General features: G+C 70.6%; 24 protein-coding genes. 22 read left to right on the top strand and 2 right to left on the bottom strand.

The genetic code is table 11. The features are described 5' to 3' along the window. Positions 1–100 precede the first annotated feature (100 nt). The 17 genes from NBZ83_RS19295 (at position 101) to NBZ83_RS19375 (ending at position 11,175) form a co-directional block, all read left to right on the top strand. Positions 101–1,108, top strand: a complete 1,008-nt coding sequence (locus tag NBZ83_RS19295; RefSeq protein ID WP_256790364.1) for a DUF932 domain-containing protein — start codon at positions 101–103, stop codon at positions 1,106–1,108. A gap of 97 nt (positions 1,109–1,205) precedes the next feature. After that, positions 1,206–1,712: a hypothetical protein gene (locus NBZ83_RS19300; protein WP_055752609.1), complete on the top strand. Its 507-nt coding sequence runs from the start codon at positions 1,206–1,208 to the stop codon at positions 1,710–1,712. A 126-nt stretch (positions 1,713–1,838) separates the two neighbouring features. Further along, positions 1,839–2,198, top strand: a complete 360-nt coding sequence (locus NBZ83_RS19305; RefSeq protein WP_256790365.1) for a hypothetical protein — start codon at positions 1,839–1,841, stop codon at positions 2,196–2,198. A 107-nt stretch (positions 2,199–2,305) separates the two neighbouring features. Next, positions 2,306–2,620, top strand: a complete 315-nt coding sequence (locus tag NBZ83_RS19310; RefSeq protein ID WP_055752607.1) for a hypothetical protein — start codon at positions 2,306–2,308, stop codon at positions 2,618–2,620. 278 nt (positions 2,621–2,898) lie between these two features. Further along, entirely contained in the window at positions 2,899–3,648 is a 750-nt protein-coding gene (locus tag NBZ83_RS19315) for a hypothetical protein (RefSeq protein ID WP_256790366.1), read from the top strand. A 50-nt stretch (positions 3,649–3,698) separates the two neighbouring features. After that, complete coding sequence (locus tag NBZ83_RS19320; RefSeq protein WP_055752605.1) at positions 3,699–4,112, top strand: hypothetical protein; 414 nt, start codon at positions 3,699–3,701, stop codon at positions 4,110–4,112. Between the two features lie 42 nt (positions 4,113–4,154). Next, positions 4,155–4,556 (top strand): hypothetical protein, encoded by a 402-nt coding sequence (locus tag NBZ83_RS19325; RefSeq protein ID WP_055752604.1) that lies wholly within the window; start codon positions 4,155–4,157, stop codon positions 4,554–4,556. Positions 4,557–4,651: 95 nt separating this feature from the next. Further along, positions 4,652–5,881, top strand: coding sequence for a DNA polymerase III subunit beta (locus tag NBZ83_RS19330; protein ID WP_256790368.1), 1,230 nt, complete (start codon positions 4,652–4,654; stop codon positions 5,879–5,881). A 99-nt stretch (positions 5,882–5,980) separates the two neighbouring features. Further along, a complete protein-coding gene (locus tag NBZ83_RS19335; protein ID WP_261575544.1) occupies positions 5,981–6,103 on the top strand; it encodes a hypothetical protein in 123 nt (40 codons plus the stop codon). Positions 6,104–6,332: 229 nt separating this feature from the next. Then, entirely contained in the window at positions 6,333–6,641 is a 309-nt protein-coding gene (locus NBZ83_RS19340; protein ID WP_055752602.1) for a hypothetical protein, read from the top strand. 341 nt (positions 6,642–6,982) lie between these two features. Beyond that, positions 6,983–7,507, top strand: coding sequence for a hypothetical protein (locus NBZ83_RS19345; RefSeq protein WP_261562004.1), 525 nt, complete (start codon positions 6,983–6,985; stop codon positions 7,505–7,507). A gap of 102 nt (positions 7,508–7,609) precedes the next feature. Beyond that, the gene (locus NBZ83_RS19350) at positions 7,610–8,134 is read left to right on the top strand and encodes a hypothetical protein (protein ID WP_055752600.1); all 525 of its coding nucleotides are present in this window, start codon (positions 7,610–7,612) and stop codon (positions 8,132–8,134) included. 207 nt (positions 8,135–8,341) lie between these two features. Beyond that, positions 8,342–8,755, top strand: a complete 414-nt coding sequence (locus NBZ83_RS19355) for a hypothetical protein (RefSeq protein ID WP_256790356.1) — start codon at positions 8,342–8,344, stop codon at positions 8,753–8,755. A gap of 60 nt (positions 8,756–8,815) precedes the next feature. Beyond that, positions 8,816–9,967: a DUF3560 domain-containing protein gene (locus NBZ83_RS19360; RefSeq protein WP_261562001.1), complete on the top strand. Its 1,152-nt coding sequence runs from the start codon at positions 8,816–8,818 to the stop codon at positions 9,965–9,967. After that, positions 9,964–10,194: a hypothetical protein gene (locus NBZ83_RS19365; protein ID WP_256790354.1), complete on the top strand. Its 231-nt coding sequence runs from the start codon at positions 9,964–9,966 to the stop codon at positions 10,192–10,194. The genes NBZ83_RS19360 and NBZ83_RS19365 overlap by 4 nt, the downstream gene beginning before the upstream one ends. Further along, complete coding sequence (locus tag NBZ83_RS19370; RefSeq protein WP_055752595.1) at positions 10,181–10,594, top strand: hypothetical protein; 414 nt, start codon at positions 10,181–10,183, stop codon at positions 10,592–10,594. Before NBZ83_RS19365 ends, NBZ83_RS19370 begins: the two co-directional genes overlap by 14 nt. Beyond that, positions 10,591–11,175, top strand: a complete 585-nt coding sequence (locus NBZ83_RS19375) for a hypothetical protein (RefSeq protein ID WP_055752594.1) — start codon at positions 10,591–10,593, stop codon at positions 11,173–11,175. The genes NBZ83_RS19370 and NBZ83_RS19375 overlap by 4 nt, the downstream gene beginning before the upstream one ends. A 116-nt stretch (positions 11,176–11,291) precedes the next feature. Here the strand turns inward: NBZ83_RS19375 and NBZ83_RS19380 are convergent, their stop codons facing one another. Then, on the bottom strand, positions 11,292–11,480 hold the full coding sequence (locus tag NBZ83_RS19380; RefSeq protein WP_256790352.1) for a hypothetical protein: 189 nt from the start codon (positions 11,478–11,480) through the stop codon (positions 11,292–11,294). 168 nt (positions 11,481–11,648) lie between these two features. Here NBZ83_RS19380 and NBZ83_RS19385 point away from each other — a divergent pair, with 168 nt between their 5' ends. From NBZ83_RS19385 to NBZ83_RS19400, 4 genes are all read left to right on the top strand, one after another. After that, positions 11,649–12,209 carry a hypothetical protein gene (locus NBZ83_RS19385; RefSeq protein WP_256790350.1) on the top strand — a complete coding sequence of 187 codons (561 nt, stop codon included), beginning with the start codon at positions 11,649–11,651 and terminating at the stop codon, positions 12,207–12,209. A gap of 75 nt (positions 12,210–12,284) precedes the next feature. Then, positions 12,285–13,190 (top strand): N-6 DNA methylase, encoded by a 906-nt coding sequence (locus NBZ83_RS19390; RefSeq protein ID WP_055752591.1) that lies wholly within the window; start codon positions 12,285–12,287, stop codon positions 13,188–13,190. Positions 13,191–13,415: 225 nt separating this feature from the next. Continuing rightward, positions 13,416–14,147: a hypothetical protein gene (locus NBZ83_RS19395; protein WP_256790349.1), complete on the top strand. Its 732-nt coding sequence runs from the start codon at positions 13,416–13,418 to the stop codon at positions 14,145–14,147. Positions 14,148–14,916: 769 nt separating this feature from the next. Further along, positions 14,917–15,450 carry a hypothetical protein gene (locus tag NBZ83_RS19400; RefSeq protein ID WP_055752589.1) on the top strand — a complete coding sequence of 178 codons (534 nt, stop codon included), beginning with the start codon at positions 14,917–14,919 and terminating at the stop codon, positions 15,448–15,450. Between the two features lie 40 nt (positions 15,451–15,490). On the opposite strand, the gene NBZ83_RS19405 is transcribed toward NBZ83_RS19400, so the two are convergent. Beyond that, positions 15,491–15,889, bottom strand: a complete 399-nt coding sequence (locus NBZ83_RS19405) for a PIN domain-containing protein (RefSeq protein WP_055752588.1) — start codon at positions 15,887–15,889, stop codon at positions 15,491–15,493. Between the two features lie 148 nt (positions 15,890–16,037). Between NBZ83_RS19405 and NBZ83_RS19410 the strand changes: the two genes are divergently transcribed. Beyond that, positions 16,038–16,514 (top strand): hypothetical protein, encoded by a 477-nt coding sequence (locus NBZ83_RS19410; protein ID WP_055752587.1) that lies wholly within the window; start codon positions 16,038–16,040, stop codon positions 16,512–16,514. Positions 16,515–17,121 lie beyond the last annotated feature (607 nt).

Genomic DNA, 17,121 nt, shown 5'->3' on the forward strand with positions numbered 1-17,121 from the left:
ACCCCCACGCATGCCGACGGGCCGCCGAACGCCGCCCGGCGGCCCGTCGGCATGCCCCGACATGACCGCCCACTCCCGCCGTTCGATGGAAGGAACCCGGATGTCGAAGGAAACCCTGGCTTGGCTCAATCAGCACACGCTGATCGGCTTCACCGACAAGCGCGGCCACGCCTGGCACTACCGCGCTGACCACCAGCAGGGCGAGACCAACCACTACCCAGGGTCGATCCCGGTCGACGACGTCGAGCGCCGGCTTTTCGGCTGGCAGGCCCTCGAACGGCCGATCTACGTCGAGTCGCCCATCACCGGGGGAATCGACGTCGTCCCGGACCGCAAGGCCATCATCCGGTCCGACACCGGCAGCGTGATGGGCATCTTCAGCGACGGCTACCAGCCCCACCCCTACCAGGAATGGCTGGTCGACAACGTCGGGCAGCTCCTCGACGACGATCTCGCGATCGGCTCGGCCGGGCTGCTGCGCGGCGGGGCGGTCGCCTGGGTGAGCGTCGAGGTACCCGACACGATCACGACTCCGGAGGGGGTCGCGTTCCGGCCGAACCTGCTGGCGACCACCAGCTTCGACGGGTCGCTGTCCACGACCTACAAGCGGATCGTGACCAACGTCGTCTGTGACAACACGATGGCGGCCGGCCTGCGGGAGAAGGGCCAGCAGACCAAGGTCAAGCACTCCGCCAAGTCACACCTACGGCTCGCCAAGGCCCGGGAGGCTCTCGCGATCGTCCACACGATCGCCGACGACTTCGCCGCCGAGGTCGCCGAGCTGTGCGCGCTCGACGTCTCGGACCGGCAGTGGGCGGCGTTCCTCGACGCCCACGCCCCGATGCCGGAGAAGAAGGGGCGGGCGCGGACCAGCGCGGAGAAGCACCGCGACACCCTGTCCCGGCTCTGGGATCACGACGAGCGGGTCTCTCCGTGGCGGAACACCGGCTGGGGTGTGCTCCAGGCGGTCAACACCTACACCCACCACGAGCAGACCGTCCGCGGCGCGTCCCGCGCCGAACGCAACATGCTGCGCGCGGTGACCGGCGGGGCGGACAGCCTCGACGGCGACACGCTCGCCACGCTGCGCACCCTGCTGCCGGTCTGACCCGACTCCCACGCCTGGCATCGCCCCGCCCGACGGCCCGTCCGTCGGGCGGGGCGATGCGCTGCCCGCACAGCTGACCGGAAAGGACCGGGTATCGATGTTCGCCGGACTGACCGTCGACGGCACGACCGTGAACAGCCTGGACGAGGACAGCACCGTCGAGCTGATCTTCGCTACTGACACCGAGTTCCGCTGTTCCGCCTGCGGGGCGGACCTGGTCGAGACGCCCGGCGGCTTCGACGACGACAACGGCGACCACGAGTGCCCCGCCTACCTTCCGGATGACCCGGACGCGGACGGCACCGGGCCGCACACGCCCGAGCGGGTGGCGCTGTCGTGGTGCAACAGCGCGGGCATCCGCACCGAGGAGACCGACGACGCGATCACTCTGAGCCTGTCGACCGGCGACCCGCGCGGCGCGTTCACGATCACGATCCGGCGGGTGCCCGACGACGCCGACAGTCCGCTCGCGGGCCGGCTGCTGCTGCACCTGCCCCATCCGGGCGAGCCGATGCCGCACGAACAGCTGTACCCGCTGCACCCCGGCACGTTCGTCATCGACCGACCCGCCCCGGTCACCCGAGCCCACCTGACCGCCGCCTGAGCACTCGCCGTACCGGCTGCTCTCGCCCGTGACGGCGGGCGGCCCGCCGTCGTTCGGACACCCGCCGGCCGGGCCCGTCCCGGGCCGGCGGTGCGCCTACCCCTCCCATGACCAGGAAGGCACCACATGCCCACGCCCCCGACGCTCGCCGTCGCCACCGACTTCATCCTGTCGCACGCCACCGAACAGGACCTGACCCACATCACCGAGACGGTCAAGCAGCGGCGGGCCGCGCTCGCCGCGATCAGGACCGCGTCCCTGACCACCGGCACGCTGGTGCGGATCGCCAACATCAAGCCCCGCTACCTCGACGGCCTGACCGGCACCATCGGCCGGATCGACGGCACGCATGCCATGGTCATCCTCGACGCCGGGTCCACCGATCGGCTGCGCTCCACCCCGAGTAACAGGCGTTTCGTCGTCCCCTTCAAGGAGACCACCTACGACCTGGATGGCGTGCCGTTGAGCTGCTGCGTGCCCACCTGACCCCACCCGCACCGCACTGGGCTGGGGCGCGGGAGCCGCACCCCCGGCCCGGCCTGGGATCGGGACCCGTGGCCGTACACGCCCCTTCGAACCAGGGAGACACGACCATGACTGCTGCCCGCACTATGCGCGTCACCATCAGCGGCGTCTACACCGAGTACGAGGTTCCGGCCAACGACGACCGCTGGAACGGCTTCGCCGTTCCCGGCTTCACCCTCGACCAGGTTCGCCAGCTGGCGGCCGAGACCGCCGCGCTGGCCGCGACCGTGCCCGCCGACGAGACGGACACGATCACCATCAGCGATGACGGCACCGTCTCGGTCCACAGCGGTCATTGGGGCTCCACGACCGTCGTCGAGCCCGCCCCGGACGGCCTGTACTACGTCGGCGGCAACGACTGGGGCTGGGAGATCGTCAGCTAGTCCGACGCGCGCCCACCGTCTACAGAGGACGCGCCGTCCGCGATGCCGGACGAGACCGCGCCCGACCGGGCCGTCCTCCGTTCTCCTTGGCCGACTGCGCCCACGGAGCGCCGGCACTCGTGCCCGACGCGGGCCCTCCTGCCGCACCTACCGGCAAAGCGAGTGCGCAGGCACTGCGATCCGCACCACCAAGCCTGGAGGTTCCCGTGCCCTCAGACGTGCAGTACCTGGTTCACACGCGGCTGACCCGCCGTACCCCTCATGGCGACGTGGTCGAAGTGACCAGCACGGACATCGTGGCGTTCGCGGTCACGAGCTGGAAGCTCGAACACCCCGGCATCTCCGTTGGCAAGCTGACGGTCGTCGCAGAGGACCTCGACGCCTTCGCCGAAATGCCGGTCGCGAGCGCCGAGGCCGCCGAACTGCTGGCGCGCTTCCTCCTCTGGTTCACCGAGGCACCGACGCACGCCCACGAGCTTGACGACGCGACGAGCCGGCCCGGCTCTCTCACCATCGAGCAGTTCGCTGCTCTGGTCCCGGGAACCCCGGTCAAGTTCCTGGTCGCGGGCAGCTGGTACCGGGGCGAGGTCCACGACAAGGGGATCACGGGCCCGAGCAGTGACCCAATAGTGACCGTCGTCTACACGGGCGACCACGTCCTGAATCCCAAGATCTCCAAGGGCAGCATCGAGCCCAGGGACGTCTTCCACGTGTACGCGGGCGACGTCTACCCGATCAACGCGATCAGCGGGGATGCCGCCCCGCCTCGGCCGACCATCCACACGGTGCGCGATGCGCGCGTCCGCGTCCACGGCGCCAGACCCGACACCACCGAGGCGAGCGACGTCTACTCGCTGGAAATCAGCGGCGTTCAGATCCACGTTCAGCTGGTCGCAGCGGACGACACCAACGACGAGCCGAACCCCGAGGAACCGATCGTCCACGTCCGCATCGAAAACATCGGCCACCCGAAGGGCACCCACCTCGTGGTCGACGTCAACGGCAACGCCAACGACTACCGCTTCTAACCGTCGACCCGCCCCGTACATCGGAGATCAGCGAAAAAGGAGAAGCATCGATGAGCCTTATCAGCGACCGCGAACCGACGATTCGGGTGAACGACGCCGACCGGCGTCTGGTCTACCGGTGGACCCTCCGCCGGATCGAGGAAGGCTCCGATCCCGGAATGCTGCTCGTCCAGCTGAAGGTCCAGCACGACCGCACCGGGAAGCGCTACTACGCCGAGCTGCGCAACGCCACCCTCACCGACACGGACTTTTTGGTCGAGTCGTTCGGGTGGAACGACCCGGTATGGAGCCGGCACGAGTTCGTGGCCCGCTACGCGAAGACCGGTCTGCGGGCGTTCGCCGACCGTACCTTCGCCGAGCTGCGCCGCGCCGACGCCGCTGGCGAGGACCTGCACGTGGACCTCACCAGCGACGACCGGCCATCCCCGCCCGAGGTCGACACCACGCCCGACGTGACCGGCTGAGCCGGCGAGCGCCGCCCTACCCGCCCGGGAAAGGAGATCATGATGAGGATGCGACGCAGCCGCGACGGCCGCCGCCGCCTTGACCCGCTGCGACATCTTCGGGCGCGCCGGTGCTCCCCTCCGGACACGCGGTTGCCCCGCGAGCGGGCGCGTGAGGCGTTTCTCGACGCCCGCGACGTGTTGCGGATCGTCCTGGAAGACGAGATCGAGGCCGAGACACGGGCCGCCTGCCCTGTGGCGACGGACCTCGATGTCGAGGTCTACAACGACGAACTCGGTGAGCCCCGCGGCCGACTGGTCGCCGTCAACACCGACGCCGGGACCGCCGACGACGAGCGCGACGCGCTCGTCGAGCTGCTCGCTGAGCTGCTCGACGAATGGGCGACGACCGCGAACGTCGACAGCACCGAGATCGTGTTCCGGCTGCTGCCCGAGCAGCGCTGACCCCGGTTCGCCGGGCGGCCCGGTGCACGTCCGCGCCGACGCGCACCGGGCCGCCCGCGTGACCGAACGATCCCGATCCCACGCGGGAGATCATCATGACTGTCACCGCACCGCCCGCCGCCGATGCGGGTGCGACCGCTGTCGTCCCGTTCCGGGACCTGCTCGCGGCGCTGGCCACGGTCGGTTCGGTCGTCGACCGCAAGAGCCGCCCGCCGTGGAACGCCGTCCTGGTCACCGGCGATCCGGCCGGAAACCTCACCATCACCGGCGCCAGCTACACGGCCACCGTCTCGGTCCGTCTGCCTGGCGTCGCCCAGTCTGCCGGCCGGTTCCTGGTGGACGGCTGGGCGCTGACGCAGATGTGCAAGGCACTGGTCCGCGGAGAGCGCCGACGCGACACCGACGACCTGCCCGTCTTTCTCGACGGCTCTTTCCCGGCCGCCCCCACCGTCACGATCGGCGACTACACCATCCCCCTGACCGGCCTGCCGCCGGAGGACCATCCCGGCGACTGCCAGCCCGCGCCGCCGATCGCCACCCTCGACCGCGCCGCCTTCCGCGCCGCGCTGGACCGTGTCCTGCCGGCGGCCGGACGGGACGACACCCTGCCGGTTCTCACCGGCGTGCACCTGTCGTTCGCTCCCGGTCTGGCGACCCTGGCCGCGACCGACCGGTACCGGCTCGCCATCGATTCCCTGCCCGCGACCGGCATCGACCCGGCCGGGCAGGAGCTGATCCTTCCCGGGAAGATCCTCGCCGCGTGCGCCGACACGTGGACCGGCCAGTCCGTGGCGATCGGCCGCCGCCGCGCCGAATCCGTGCGCGACGCCAACCGGGCCACCTTCACCTGCGGGCAAACCACGGTGAGCCTGGTCGAGACCGGCGGCACCTACCCACCCTGGCGCAAGCTGCTCGGCTCGCTCGACGCCCAGCACACCGCCACGTTCGACCGGGCCACGGTGCAGGCCCACGTGGCACGGGTCCTCGCGATCCTCGCCGCCCACCCGACCACCACCGGCCCCATCATGATCATGACGCTGACGCTCACCCCGAACGGTGTCCGGGTGGCGCCGCTGCTTCCCGAGCACGGCGGCCTGGTCAGCGCCCCAACCCTGCCCGCCACGACCTCGCTCACGGACGGGACCGTTCGCTGGGCGTTCAACGCCGCCTACGTCCGGAACGCCCTCACCGCGCTCCCGGGCGACACCGTCACGTTCCGCGGGCAGTCGGAGGTCACCAAAGCCGTCCTGCTCACCTCTTCCGGCGGGCAGACGGCGAGCGTTGCGCCATACCAGCACCTGCTCATGCCCATCCGCATGGACTGAATCGACCGACCGGCATCTTTCCACGGTTTCTCGATCTGCGCCGCTACGTCCCACACACGTTTTCGCGCCTCGAAGGGAGAACCGATGCGGGATTCATCCGTGAACTACGGAACGATCGACATGTACGGCGCGCTGCCACCGCATCTCGCCGCGAGCTGGGAACCGGGAAATATTGGCAGCTTTCCCCTCCGCATCACCACCCTACTCGATGAAACCGGCTGAATCAGCCTCCACATCGACACAGTCGTGACCCTGAAACTCGCCGACAAGAAACCACCGCTCACCGTCCTGGTCGACGATGGAGAGGTTTACAGCAGCCCCACCAAGACAGGCGGCGACCGCGACTGCGACCATCCCGTTTTCCTGGCGCACCGAATCCTGAGCGGGACATCCCACACACCTCTGCCGGGCTTTCCCTCCCGGCCGGATACGGAAAGGAACGTGATTACCGATGGTCTACCTGAGTCGCCGTCGCCGTCGGCGGATGCGGTTCTCGGTGTTCGCGCTGCTGCTGGTGTGGCTCCTGGGGGTCACCGCCGCGCACGACGTCACCATGCTCGTCGCCTACGCGGCGGTCGCCCTCGTCGCGATCACCGTCGACCTGACCGTGAGCCGACGCCGACGCCGACGGCGCCGCCTCCCACCGCGCGGACGCCGGCGCCGCGCCGATGCCACCGCCCGCCCTGGTCCGGGCACCCGCCCGGTTCGGCGGGCGGAGCCGGGGCGCACCAGCGCCCACTGGCCCAGGACGACCACCTGACCCGGTTCACACGTCGGAGACGACGCGGGACGTCGCCGGCACGGCCTACGGATGGATTCAGGCGGCCACCGAGTACGCCGACCACGGCCGCAAGGCGAGCACCGCCGAGGCCAGGGTCATCCGGTCGATGATCAAAAATGATCCGCTGAAGACGGCGGCGTTCCGCATCACGCGGGAACTGCTGACCGTCTGACGTGCCCGGATTCCCGGGGCGCCCGCCCACCCACATTGGGCGGGTGCCTCGGGCACCGTACCACCCCATCCCCCAGCATGCAGCGGCTGTCCGCGCCCTGGTTCGGGAGTCGTGTGCTGGCCTGTGTACGCAACGGAAAGGCGTATTGGTGGGCATTCACTATCTGAAGTTCGGACGCCGTGCGCACGACCCGACCACGGTGGTGTGGCGGGTACACGACGAAATGCGGGCGTCGGAGACCGTCCTGTTCGGCGAGCTGTCCGAGGTATCGACGGCGCTCGCCGGATGGGCGATCGAGGACCTGCTACGGCTGAAACTCATGAAGGAGCATCACAGCCTGTGGGAGAAGATCGGCCTCTACAGCGAGGCGGTCCGGCCGCCGGTGACCCCGCGGTGTGGACGGCTGCACTGCCCCAAGATCAAGCAGCATAGCCACCGGGTGTGGAAGCCCGGCGACGTCCTGGCGCTCACGAGCATGGACCCGGCGGACCGCACCCGCGCCGAGTGGCCGTTCCCGCACTGGGGTGTCGTGGGTGTCCGCGACGAGGACGACGCCTACGAGGACGGCATCTGCGTGGAGATCGGCTCCGAGCGGACACGCGTCTTCCGCAAGCCGACGGACATCCGCCGGCTGGAGCCTGACGAGCTCGTCATCGGCGTGTCCTCGTGGTGACGGCACCGGCCGGCCCGCACGGGTCCCGGGTGCTGACGGTCGAGGCGGGCGCTGTACCAGTCCGTCGGCGCGGCGCTGCCGCACGCGTCCAACGACCCGACGTTGCCGGTCCTGGGCACGGTGCTCCTTGACGTCGTCGACGGCGCGTTTCGAGCCGTCGCGACCAACAAGTACACCCTCGGGGTCGCCGTGGTTGTGCAGCAGGTCCACCCCCGAGACCCCCGCCTGCGGTTTCTGCTGGAGAAGGCGGACGCCGCCCGGCTGATCCGCCAGGTCAAGGCGGACACCCGCCGCAAGCCGCACACCCCGGTCAACCTGGAAGTGATCCCGGGAGCCGGCGAGCTGCACCGTCTGACGGTGCGCACGCCGCGCGGGCCGATCTTCATTGATGAGGCGGAAGGCCGCTTCCCCGAGGTCGACGGGGAACTCGGGTTCTCCGGCGAGCGGGTGGCGCTCGACGAGATCGCCTTCGATCCCGATCTTCTCGACTGCTTCCGGAAGTCGCGGGTGGCCCTGGACGAACAGGACCAGAGCCTCCTGCTGCGGTTCCGCGGCGCGGAGTTTCCTGTGGATGTGCAGATCGGTGCGCGTTTCCGCGGCCTGATCTGCCCGGTCCGCATTCTCTGACAGATACCAGTCCGGATGCGGACGTCGCTGTCCGCATCCGGACTGACCTCTCGTCGCACTCTGCGAAAGGTATAAGCGCATGGACGAATTAGGCGCATTCGTTATCGCCCTGGGCCCCTGCGGTGTCTGCGAGGTGCCGTTCCTCTTCAACCCGTACCTGGTGCCGTCTTTCAAGGACGACACGAGCCCCACCGCTGACACCGACCCGTGGCGGCCGATCTGCCGGACCTGCGTGGACCGGATCAACCCGCGGCGTGTGAAGGCCGGCCGGAAGCCGATTCGCGTGCCGGCGGGCGCCTACCCCGGCGGGGGAACCACCCCATGACCTGGTCAGGGCCGGTCATCCTCTCGGACCTTCCGCCTGGAGGGCCGAAGGAACACCGTGTCGTCGACAGCTACGACCGTGCCTACCGGGCGCGGCCCGAGGTTTTCCTGTGGTACGTGGCCGCTGTCGGCCCGGACCCGGCGCGCAATCAGCGGATCGCGGACGGCCTGCGCTGGACCGGCGGCGGCTTCGTCGTCGACGCGAAAGACGAAGCGCTGAACCGGAACACGATCATCGCAAGTTCCTTTTACCCGGTGGTGCCCGGTGACCGTTCCCGCTGGCGCCCCGCATTCTGAAAGGAGACATCCACCTTGCCATCGGCACACACCCTCCCCGCATGGCGGAGGGGCTACACGATGCGGGTCGTCTGCGACGACACGGCGAACCTGCGCGGGGAGCACGAACTCACGGTCGAAGAGGCCCAGCCCCTGGACTGCGGCTGCATACGGCTGGTCACCACCCGGCCGGGCGAGCCGACCACGGGCCGGTCTCGGGACATGCATGTGATCGACACCGCGGCGTGCGCCGTGCACGAGGAGACCGGGGGGCCGGTGCTGGTGAGCCGAGGGTCGCTGACGATCCGGCACACCCGCCCGGAAGGCACCGTGCTCACGGGCGCGTCCCGCCGCGGCGGCGCCGACATGATCCTCAAACCGGATTTCCGGTTCTCCCGCACGCTCGGAGCCTGGTACATCCAGGGGAGCCGGGACCGCGCCGCCGACCTGTGGAAGATCGGCAAGGCGGTGACGGCGCTGCGGGCCAGTCTGTGGACCGTCGCGATTGAGATAGACGAGACCCCGCGGGCGTTCACCGAGGCGGAGGGCGAGCGCTACGACCGGGCCGAGGAGCGGGCGACCTATCACGACGATGTGGCCGGCCGGGCGGTGGGCCGATCGGACGCCCGGTGGAACGCCGCCCGGCAGATCCGCGACCGTATGCCTCCCGGGCAGCCGGTCCTCGCCGGGCACCACTCGGAGGGCAAGCACCGTCGGGATCTGGCGCGAGCCGACAGTCACGAACGCGCCTTCGTCGAGGAGGCCGGCAGGGCGGACTATCACGCGAATCGAGCGCAGGCCGCCGCCCGGTACGAGACCGGCCGCAAGGACGTGCCGACGACGCTGCGGCGGATCAAAGAGCTGAAGGCGCGGGTCGGCCGGATCGAACGGAACCTGGCCGGTCGGATCATCGGGCCGCTGACGTGGGAGGAGACCGCCTGGCGCGACGCCCGACAGGCCGATCTCGTCCAGCTCGCCGACGAGATCGCCCACTGGGAGAAGCATGTCGCCGAACGGGAGGCCGCCGGCGAGAAGGTGTGGGGCCCGCCCGACTTCCAGGCCGGCGACATCGTGTACCTCGGTGTCATCTCCACGACGGTGGTCCGGGTCAACGCGAAGTCGTTGACCGTGAAGGCCCTCATCGGTGACCACGTGAACTGGAACGACCGAATCCCCTACGACAAGGTGACGCGCCGCGTCCGCCCCGGCGACACCCGACCGGAGGCCGGATGATGATCAGCCCCGCCGGGATCGAGTCGGAGCGGATGCCCGCTGTCGTCGACTGGGCGATCGCGCGATGCACCTGCGGCTGGTACCGGCTGGAAAGCGGCCGGGCAACAGCTCAGGCGACTGCGCGTGCACACCGCAACGACCCGGCCGGCGGCCCGCCGTCCCTGAACATCCCGCTTCCCACCTACACGACCACCACGATCGAGAGGCCCGACCATGCCGACCGCTGACGAAGCGCACGCACACTCCCAGGACGTCGACGCCGTGCTGGCACGCTTCCTGGCTGCCCGTGATGACTACTTCGACCTCCGTCTGACGGAGGTCGCCGCCGCGGTGCGGGCGAAGATCCCGGCCGCCGACACCATCGGTGTTGATCACGCCTTCTACGACTACGACGGCGTCCACGTCCACGTCCGGCGCGCCGTCAGTGCCGGCGGGCAGGTGCTCGCGGACCTCGACAGCGCGGACGATGCGTCCGCTGCGCTCGCCGAGGAGATCGCCGAGGAGATCGACGCCGTTCTCGACGCGCTGGCCGAGTACGGCTTGCGCCCCGAGGGCGATAACCCCGTGATCATCCTGCCCGCGGACGCGACCGTCCCCACCACGACCACTACGGAGGACAACCAGTGAGCAACAGCGACGCCGCGCCGGGGGACTCGACCCTTCAGGCGTGGCAGCGGGAGGTGCAGCGCCGCGAGGACGCGTTGACGACCGCCCGGGACGCCTACTTGTTCGCCCGGCTGGCGCTGGTCGCTCACCAGATCCGGACGTTCCCCACGACCAACGGGGTGGACCTGACTGCCGCGGCCCAGATCGACCTCGAAATCACCTACACCGAGGCCGGTAGTCCGCGCGCCGGGCTCAACCTGGTGATGGCGGCGGACGACACCGTGCTGGCGGACTGGCATCCGCAGGAAGGCGCTGCGGACCTGCTGCCCATCGAGGAGGCCGTCGCCGACGGTCTGCACGCCTGCGTCGCGAACGGACTTCCCTCCAGCGCGGCCCTGTCGCTTCCGCCTGCGGACACGCTGCCGCCGCCCGTTCCGGAGGGGCTGCGGATCGACCCGGCCACCCCGGAGGGACTGGCCATCACCAGCCTCTGGGAGGAGCTGGCCGAGATCGAAAAGCGTGCCGGCGACTGGAACGGCGGCGACGTCGTCGACGTGCTCGGATGCTGGTTCGCGTCGCTGGGGTACAGCACGAACACGTGACGCTGGCGCGGTCCTGAGCGACGCTGACGCGTCCTCGGTACCGCTCAACAGGTCAGTGTGATCGAGCAGGACGGCGAGCAGCCGGCGTCCGTTGCAACAGCTCCCCCTGCTCGCTCTCACATTCGATGATCACACACCCAAGGATTCGGGGAGTCGTCGACCGGGGCGTCCCCCTCATCCGGCAGCGGGTCGTCGAGCCCGTCCACCAGCTCTTCGAGTTGGCTGTCGGTCCATCCCACCAGCTCGCGTAGTTCCGAGTCGGCTTCGTCCAAGCCGGCGAGGACGATGGCGAGCTCGTCTTCCACCCAGCGCCGAGCTCGGACACCCACGCCGACAGAAACGCGCTCCGGTGGGGGCAATCGGATTTCCCTTTCGCCGGGACGTCACGTGCCCGCCTTTCCGTTCTTCATCGCCGCGCGCCGGGCGTCGGTCGCGCCGTGTGCGCGAGGAATCCCACGAACAGGAAACACATCATGACCGACCCGACACCACCCGCGATTCCGCTGTCCATGGCCCACCTACCGACCGCTGGCGGCCTCGCCGTCCCGTGGATCACTCCCCGTACAGGCGACGGGCGCCACCTGTTCGGTGCCGTCGATGCCGACCGCAAGGACCAGGCGCTGCTGAGGCGGCTGTGCGGCGTGTGCGGCCGTCGCCACGACGAGCGTCTGGTGCTGCTGATGCGTCTGTCGGACCTGCCTCGGCAGTGCACCGCCGAGCCCGCGCTCCACCCGACCTGCACGGCCTACACCATCGCCGCCTGCCCGATGGTCGGGGGACGTCTCGACCACTACCGGACCACGCCACAGGCACTTGACCCAACGATGATCCGCCCGGTCGACTCGCCGGCCCGCCGCGGCGCGCCCGCCGAGCCCTGGTTCGCCGTCTGGCTACCCGGCTACACGGTCATCACCGACCACGGCGCCCTCGCCGCCTCCTACGCCGGCAGCACACCGCTACGGATTCGCCCCATCACCTGGCCGGTTTCCTTTCTCCGCATGACCCGGCCCGCGAGCACGCACGGCCCTTCCTGACCGCCGCGGCGCGACCCGCGCCCACCGCATCGCCCCCGTCCCCCGCTCCTATCCCGCGAAGGGAGGTGATCGCGCATGCCCGCGACTTCCCGCAGACCGCCCGGCGCTGGCACCCCTGACGCGACGAGCCTCGCGGAGTCCGTCGCGCGTGCCTGGCACCGCGCGAACCACGCAGCCTCACCGCAGATTCCGCTGTCCACCGTCGCCGCCCTCGCCCTGATCACACCACCGCCGGGCCAGATCTCCGCCACCGCCGATCTCATCGCCGGCCTGGACACCGAGCAGTTCCGCCGGTTTACGCGACTCCAATGGACGATCTTCGTGCGGGCGCGGCCCGACCTCCTGCCCGCCGCCTGGCCCCTGGTCGAGCCCTGGCTCGGCGCCGATCCGCCGGACGACGCCGCCATCGACGCGGCCCGCCGCGTCGCCCACGCCGCGCTCGACGCCGGACAACTGCACCTGACCGGCACGCTACGACGCCGGGACGTCGACCTGTTCGGCCCGCTGCTCGTCGAGCTGCGCGCCGACGGCGCGCGTCTGGCCGCTGGCCAGTACTACACCCCCGGCCACATCGCCGACGCCCTCACCGCCGGCCTGATGACCGCGGTAGAGCCGGGCCAGTCCGTGATCGACCCGGCGGTCGGCACCGGCGGGCTGTTCCGCGCCGCCGCCCAGACGCTACGCGCCCAGCACATCGATCCCGCCACCATGCTGTGGATCGGCGGCGACGTCGACGAAGTCGCGATTGCCTGCGCCGCCGCGAACGCGGTGCTGTGGCAGCTCGGCCCGAACGTCGTGCTCGGCGTCGGCGACACCCTCACCGACACCTGGCAGACCGCCGCGATCACCCAGCGCCGCGAGGTCCTCCACATCGCCGAACGGCTGCGCGCCACCGCGTTCGCCGCCGACGTGCTCGGCACCCTGGCCCGCCTGGTCGACGCGGCCAGCACCGAGCGCGCCGCTCCCAACCCCCGAACCTGACAACCAGCCCCGTTCCACCGGCGAGAACAAGCCGCACCAGGAAGACCACACACGTCGGCCCGCCGCACCTGCCTCCCGCGGCGGGCCGACGTGCGTCACCGTCGGCGCGCCCTGGTCCCGCGCACCCACCGTCCGACCGGTGGGTGCGCCGGCACCCGGCCCCATCGCCTCGCGCACTCCGATCAGCCCGTCCGCCGTGTTGCGCCCGCAAAGGAGCGCCCCGCCATGCCGTCAACCCCGCACCTCATCGGCTTCGCCGAACTACTCGGCCGGCTCCGCCACGTCCTGACCATCAACGGCGAGGACACCGTCGCCCTCCGCTTCGCCGTTCTGCCTATTCACCCGTACTTCGACCGGGACGGCTGGCCGCGCCGGCTACACGCCCACGTCCTGTTCGGACTGGACACCCACCTCGACCCGACGAGCATGCTCAACCTCGAACCTGTCGCCGACGTCCTCGGGGCACTCGGCTACCCGCTGACCGCCAAGGCCGCCGCCCTCGCCAGCGAGGCTGAGCAGCTCACCTTGCAGGGCTGGACCTGGGGCCACGCCGTCACCACCGCGATCCTGCGCACCGTCGAGGACGACGAGCCGGAAGACACCCGCATCGGCGACGCCGCCGTGATGGCCGTGCTCTCTCACGTCGCCGCCTGCCACGCCACCGAGATGACCAGCCCAACCCGGGCCACCGCGCTGTTCCACCGCGGCTACCCGACCGGGCTGCTCGGCCACCTGGCCGCCTACCTGCGCATCGACGCCGTCCACGCCTCCGCCGTCGGAGACCGCAGCGCTCTTGCCCTGTTCGGCCACCTCGGCTGGACGCTGTCCCCCCGCGCGAGCGCGGTCCTCTCCACCGCCGAGCAGGTCGAAGCGGCCGGGGCCACCTGGACCGACGTCGTCATCGAGGCCAGGGCCACGCGCCGGGACCACCTTCGCCGCGACCCCTGGGACCACTGAACCGCGGGCGGTGTCCGCGACCACCTGGGCCACCCGCCCGCCGAGCGCCGCGCTGTTCGACCCACCGCTGCCGCCACGCGAGGGCCGCCGGCGGGCGGCGGCACAACCGCCGCATTTCTCGCTGACAGGGACAGCCGTTTCTCTTCCTGCCGGCCTACACCAACCTCCCACCTCGAACATCTGTACGAGAAGAGAGAACCAGCATGCGTGAATACATTGCGCGCGTGGGAACGGATGACGCCTGGCTGTGCCGATGCGGGAACAGCCCGACGGCCGGCGGATTCGCACCGGTCCACCGGGGCAGGGAAACCGACCCGGGCTCGGCCTGGTGGAGGGGCCACTACTGCTGCCTGACCTGCGGACTACTGATCCACTGGCCCACCCGGGAGATCGTCGGACGCGTCGACCTCGCGGACCTCGTCCTGCGCGCATCGGCGCCCTGCGCGAGCCGCCGGCGGCGACAGCCTTTCCACCGGCGCAGGAGGCGACTCCGCCATGGAGGACGAACGTGACGACCGGGCAAGCAGCAGCTCGGGCGCACGACTCCATCACGGCAGCGCGCTCCGGCGATGTACCGGGACAGACATCGACACGAGTAGGAAGGCTGTGACGGACGGCCCGAGGGCGACGGGTGGTGAGGGCGCTCCCGGTGTGGTGCCCACCGTCCTGGCGCGATCAGACTGGTGGCGAAGGCCGGTCCGCCATGCCCCGCGCGGGCGTCCGGACCGGGCTGCCGCTGCGAGCCCGCGCCACGTAGAGGACACCGCTGATGAACCTCGAATCCCACGTCCTGGTCGACATGACCGTCAAGGAGGTCCAGGAAGCCCTGGCGAAAGGAGACCAACCCGCGATCGCGGTCCTGGAAGGAGAGCCCTCGCGGACGCTGAGCAACTCGGCCTACCTGCGTGACCCCGCCCGCGCGGAAGAGTTCGAGCGGCAGGTCGCCGAGGAGGCGAACCGTATCGATCTCGAACGCCTCATCCTGGCCGTTCCGCAGATCAGCAGGCCCGTCGTCATCGACGGCGACGACGAAGTCCGGCTGCGCTCCCCGTACACCGGTGGCCCGCTGCTGGAGGACGACGGCGAGATGCACGTAATCCTGTGGGTGCTCTGGGACGAGGAGGAGGGCCACGAGTCTGGGATGGTCCCCTACCAGCGCAAGCGCGACGGCACGCCGGTCTTCGACGCGTTCGACGGGTCGGACTACATCTTCTCGATTCCCCTGAACCCCGGGGCCGGACCCGGCCTCGTCCTGCTGCGTGCACTGCTCGACGAGAACCTGCAACGGCGCACCCGCCCCTGACCGCCCCGCCGGCACCGCCCACAGGGGCACGCGGCCGGTGTCAGGCCAGGCTGACCCGGTCCAACCATCGCACCAGCGGACCAGCGCCGTCCCGGGCCAGATCGATCACGGTCGCGGCCTCCCGTAGCGCACGGGCGACCAGCACCCCGGCGACCGCGACCGGCCCGGGATGCCGGCTCGCGAGGTACGCGAAATCGCCGTCGCCCGTCACCAGCAGCAGCGGCTGACTGTCGCTGCGGTAGGCGTCGGCGAGCGCGAGGTCCGCGCGCTGCCAGCCCTCGGCGGCCACCAGCCGGCTGTCCGCCGGCCAGCGCACCGCCGCCAGCCGCCCGGACGCGCCCGCGGCCGTCACCGCGCACCCGTAGCCGCCGACGATCCGCATCGTCACCGTCATCCACCGGGCCGCGAGATTGTCCGCGTCCGCCAGGACCTGCACCACAACAGATGATCATAGGCGGGGTCGTGGCGACACGGGACGTACACCGACGCATACCGTGGACAGGCCCACGAGCCGGCTACACCCCCCACCGCCGTTCCACCGCCAAGGAAAGCTGGAACGGTATTCCTGGACCCCGCTGGAGGCCGCGATGAACGACGCCACCTGGACCCTGGTGACCGACGTCGTGGACCGCGTGCAGCAGTCCATCCGGATGACCGACTACCCGGCGATCGTCATCCTTGACGGGGACCGTAGGCAGATCCTCTCCGATTACGACTACGTGCACGGCGAGAACGCCCGCGCCGACTTCGAGACCCGCGCCGCCGACCTCGCCCGCACCCTGCACGCCCGCCGGTTCACCTTCGCCGTCCCGCAGATCATCGAGATGCTCCCCGGCGGTCTTCAGGCCCACGCGTTCTCCGTCCGGCCGCTACGCGACGGCGAGCAGGAGAGCGTGGTCTGGACCGCCTACGACGCCGACGACGGCGTCGACTACGGCTGGGCTCCCTACACCCGCCGGCCATCCGGCCAGCCCATCTTCGACGAGCCCAGCACATTCCACCTGCCGGCGCTGCCGACCGACTTCCCTGGCGTCCGCCTGCTCCGCCTCCTCGCTGACGAGTAGACCGGACGCTCGCCCGACAGGTCCCGGGCACGCTCACCGGGCGCTCCCGGCCGCCAGCCCCGGCCCGCGCACCCTGACCGACCGGGCCCGGCACGTCACGGCCCGGTCGTCCATCCGCACGCTCGTCGAGAAGGCCGGCGCGCTCCTGGACGAGCCGAGCCACGCGCAGCGGCCGTGCCCAGGCAGCCAGCCGGTCGTACTGGGAGCGTCCCCCGCGGGGGACCGTGCACCAGCGGGTGACGAGAGAACAGCACCTCCAGCTCGCTGATGGCCTGCCCGCCGGTGGCGAGGACGGCGACAGGGCCGGCTTCCCTCGTCAGGCTCTTCTTTTTGCTGTCCCCTGATTGGCGCCCAGCTTCCCGGCGGACCGGCCGCCGACCGCACCGCAGGGTGAGCCCGATGCGGCGACGCACGGTCCCGATCCGCCCGCGCCTCCCCGTCGAACACCTCACCCGCTCACCTGCGCGAGGACCGCCCGCTCCGGGCAGCCCGAATTCCGTGCCGCCGCACCCCGTCCAGCCTCGCGAGCCATCGACAGCCGACCCGCATGGTCCCGGCCGCAGAACCGTATCGGCGAACTGATCACTGACCCCGAGCGGAGCTCGGC

Origin of the sequence: Frankia gtarii (assembly GCF_025403375.1) — a bacterium.
Lineage (GTDB): Bacteria > Actinomycetota > Actinomycetes > Frankiales > Frankiaceae > Frankia > Frankia gtarii.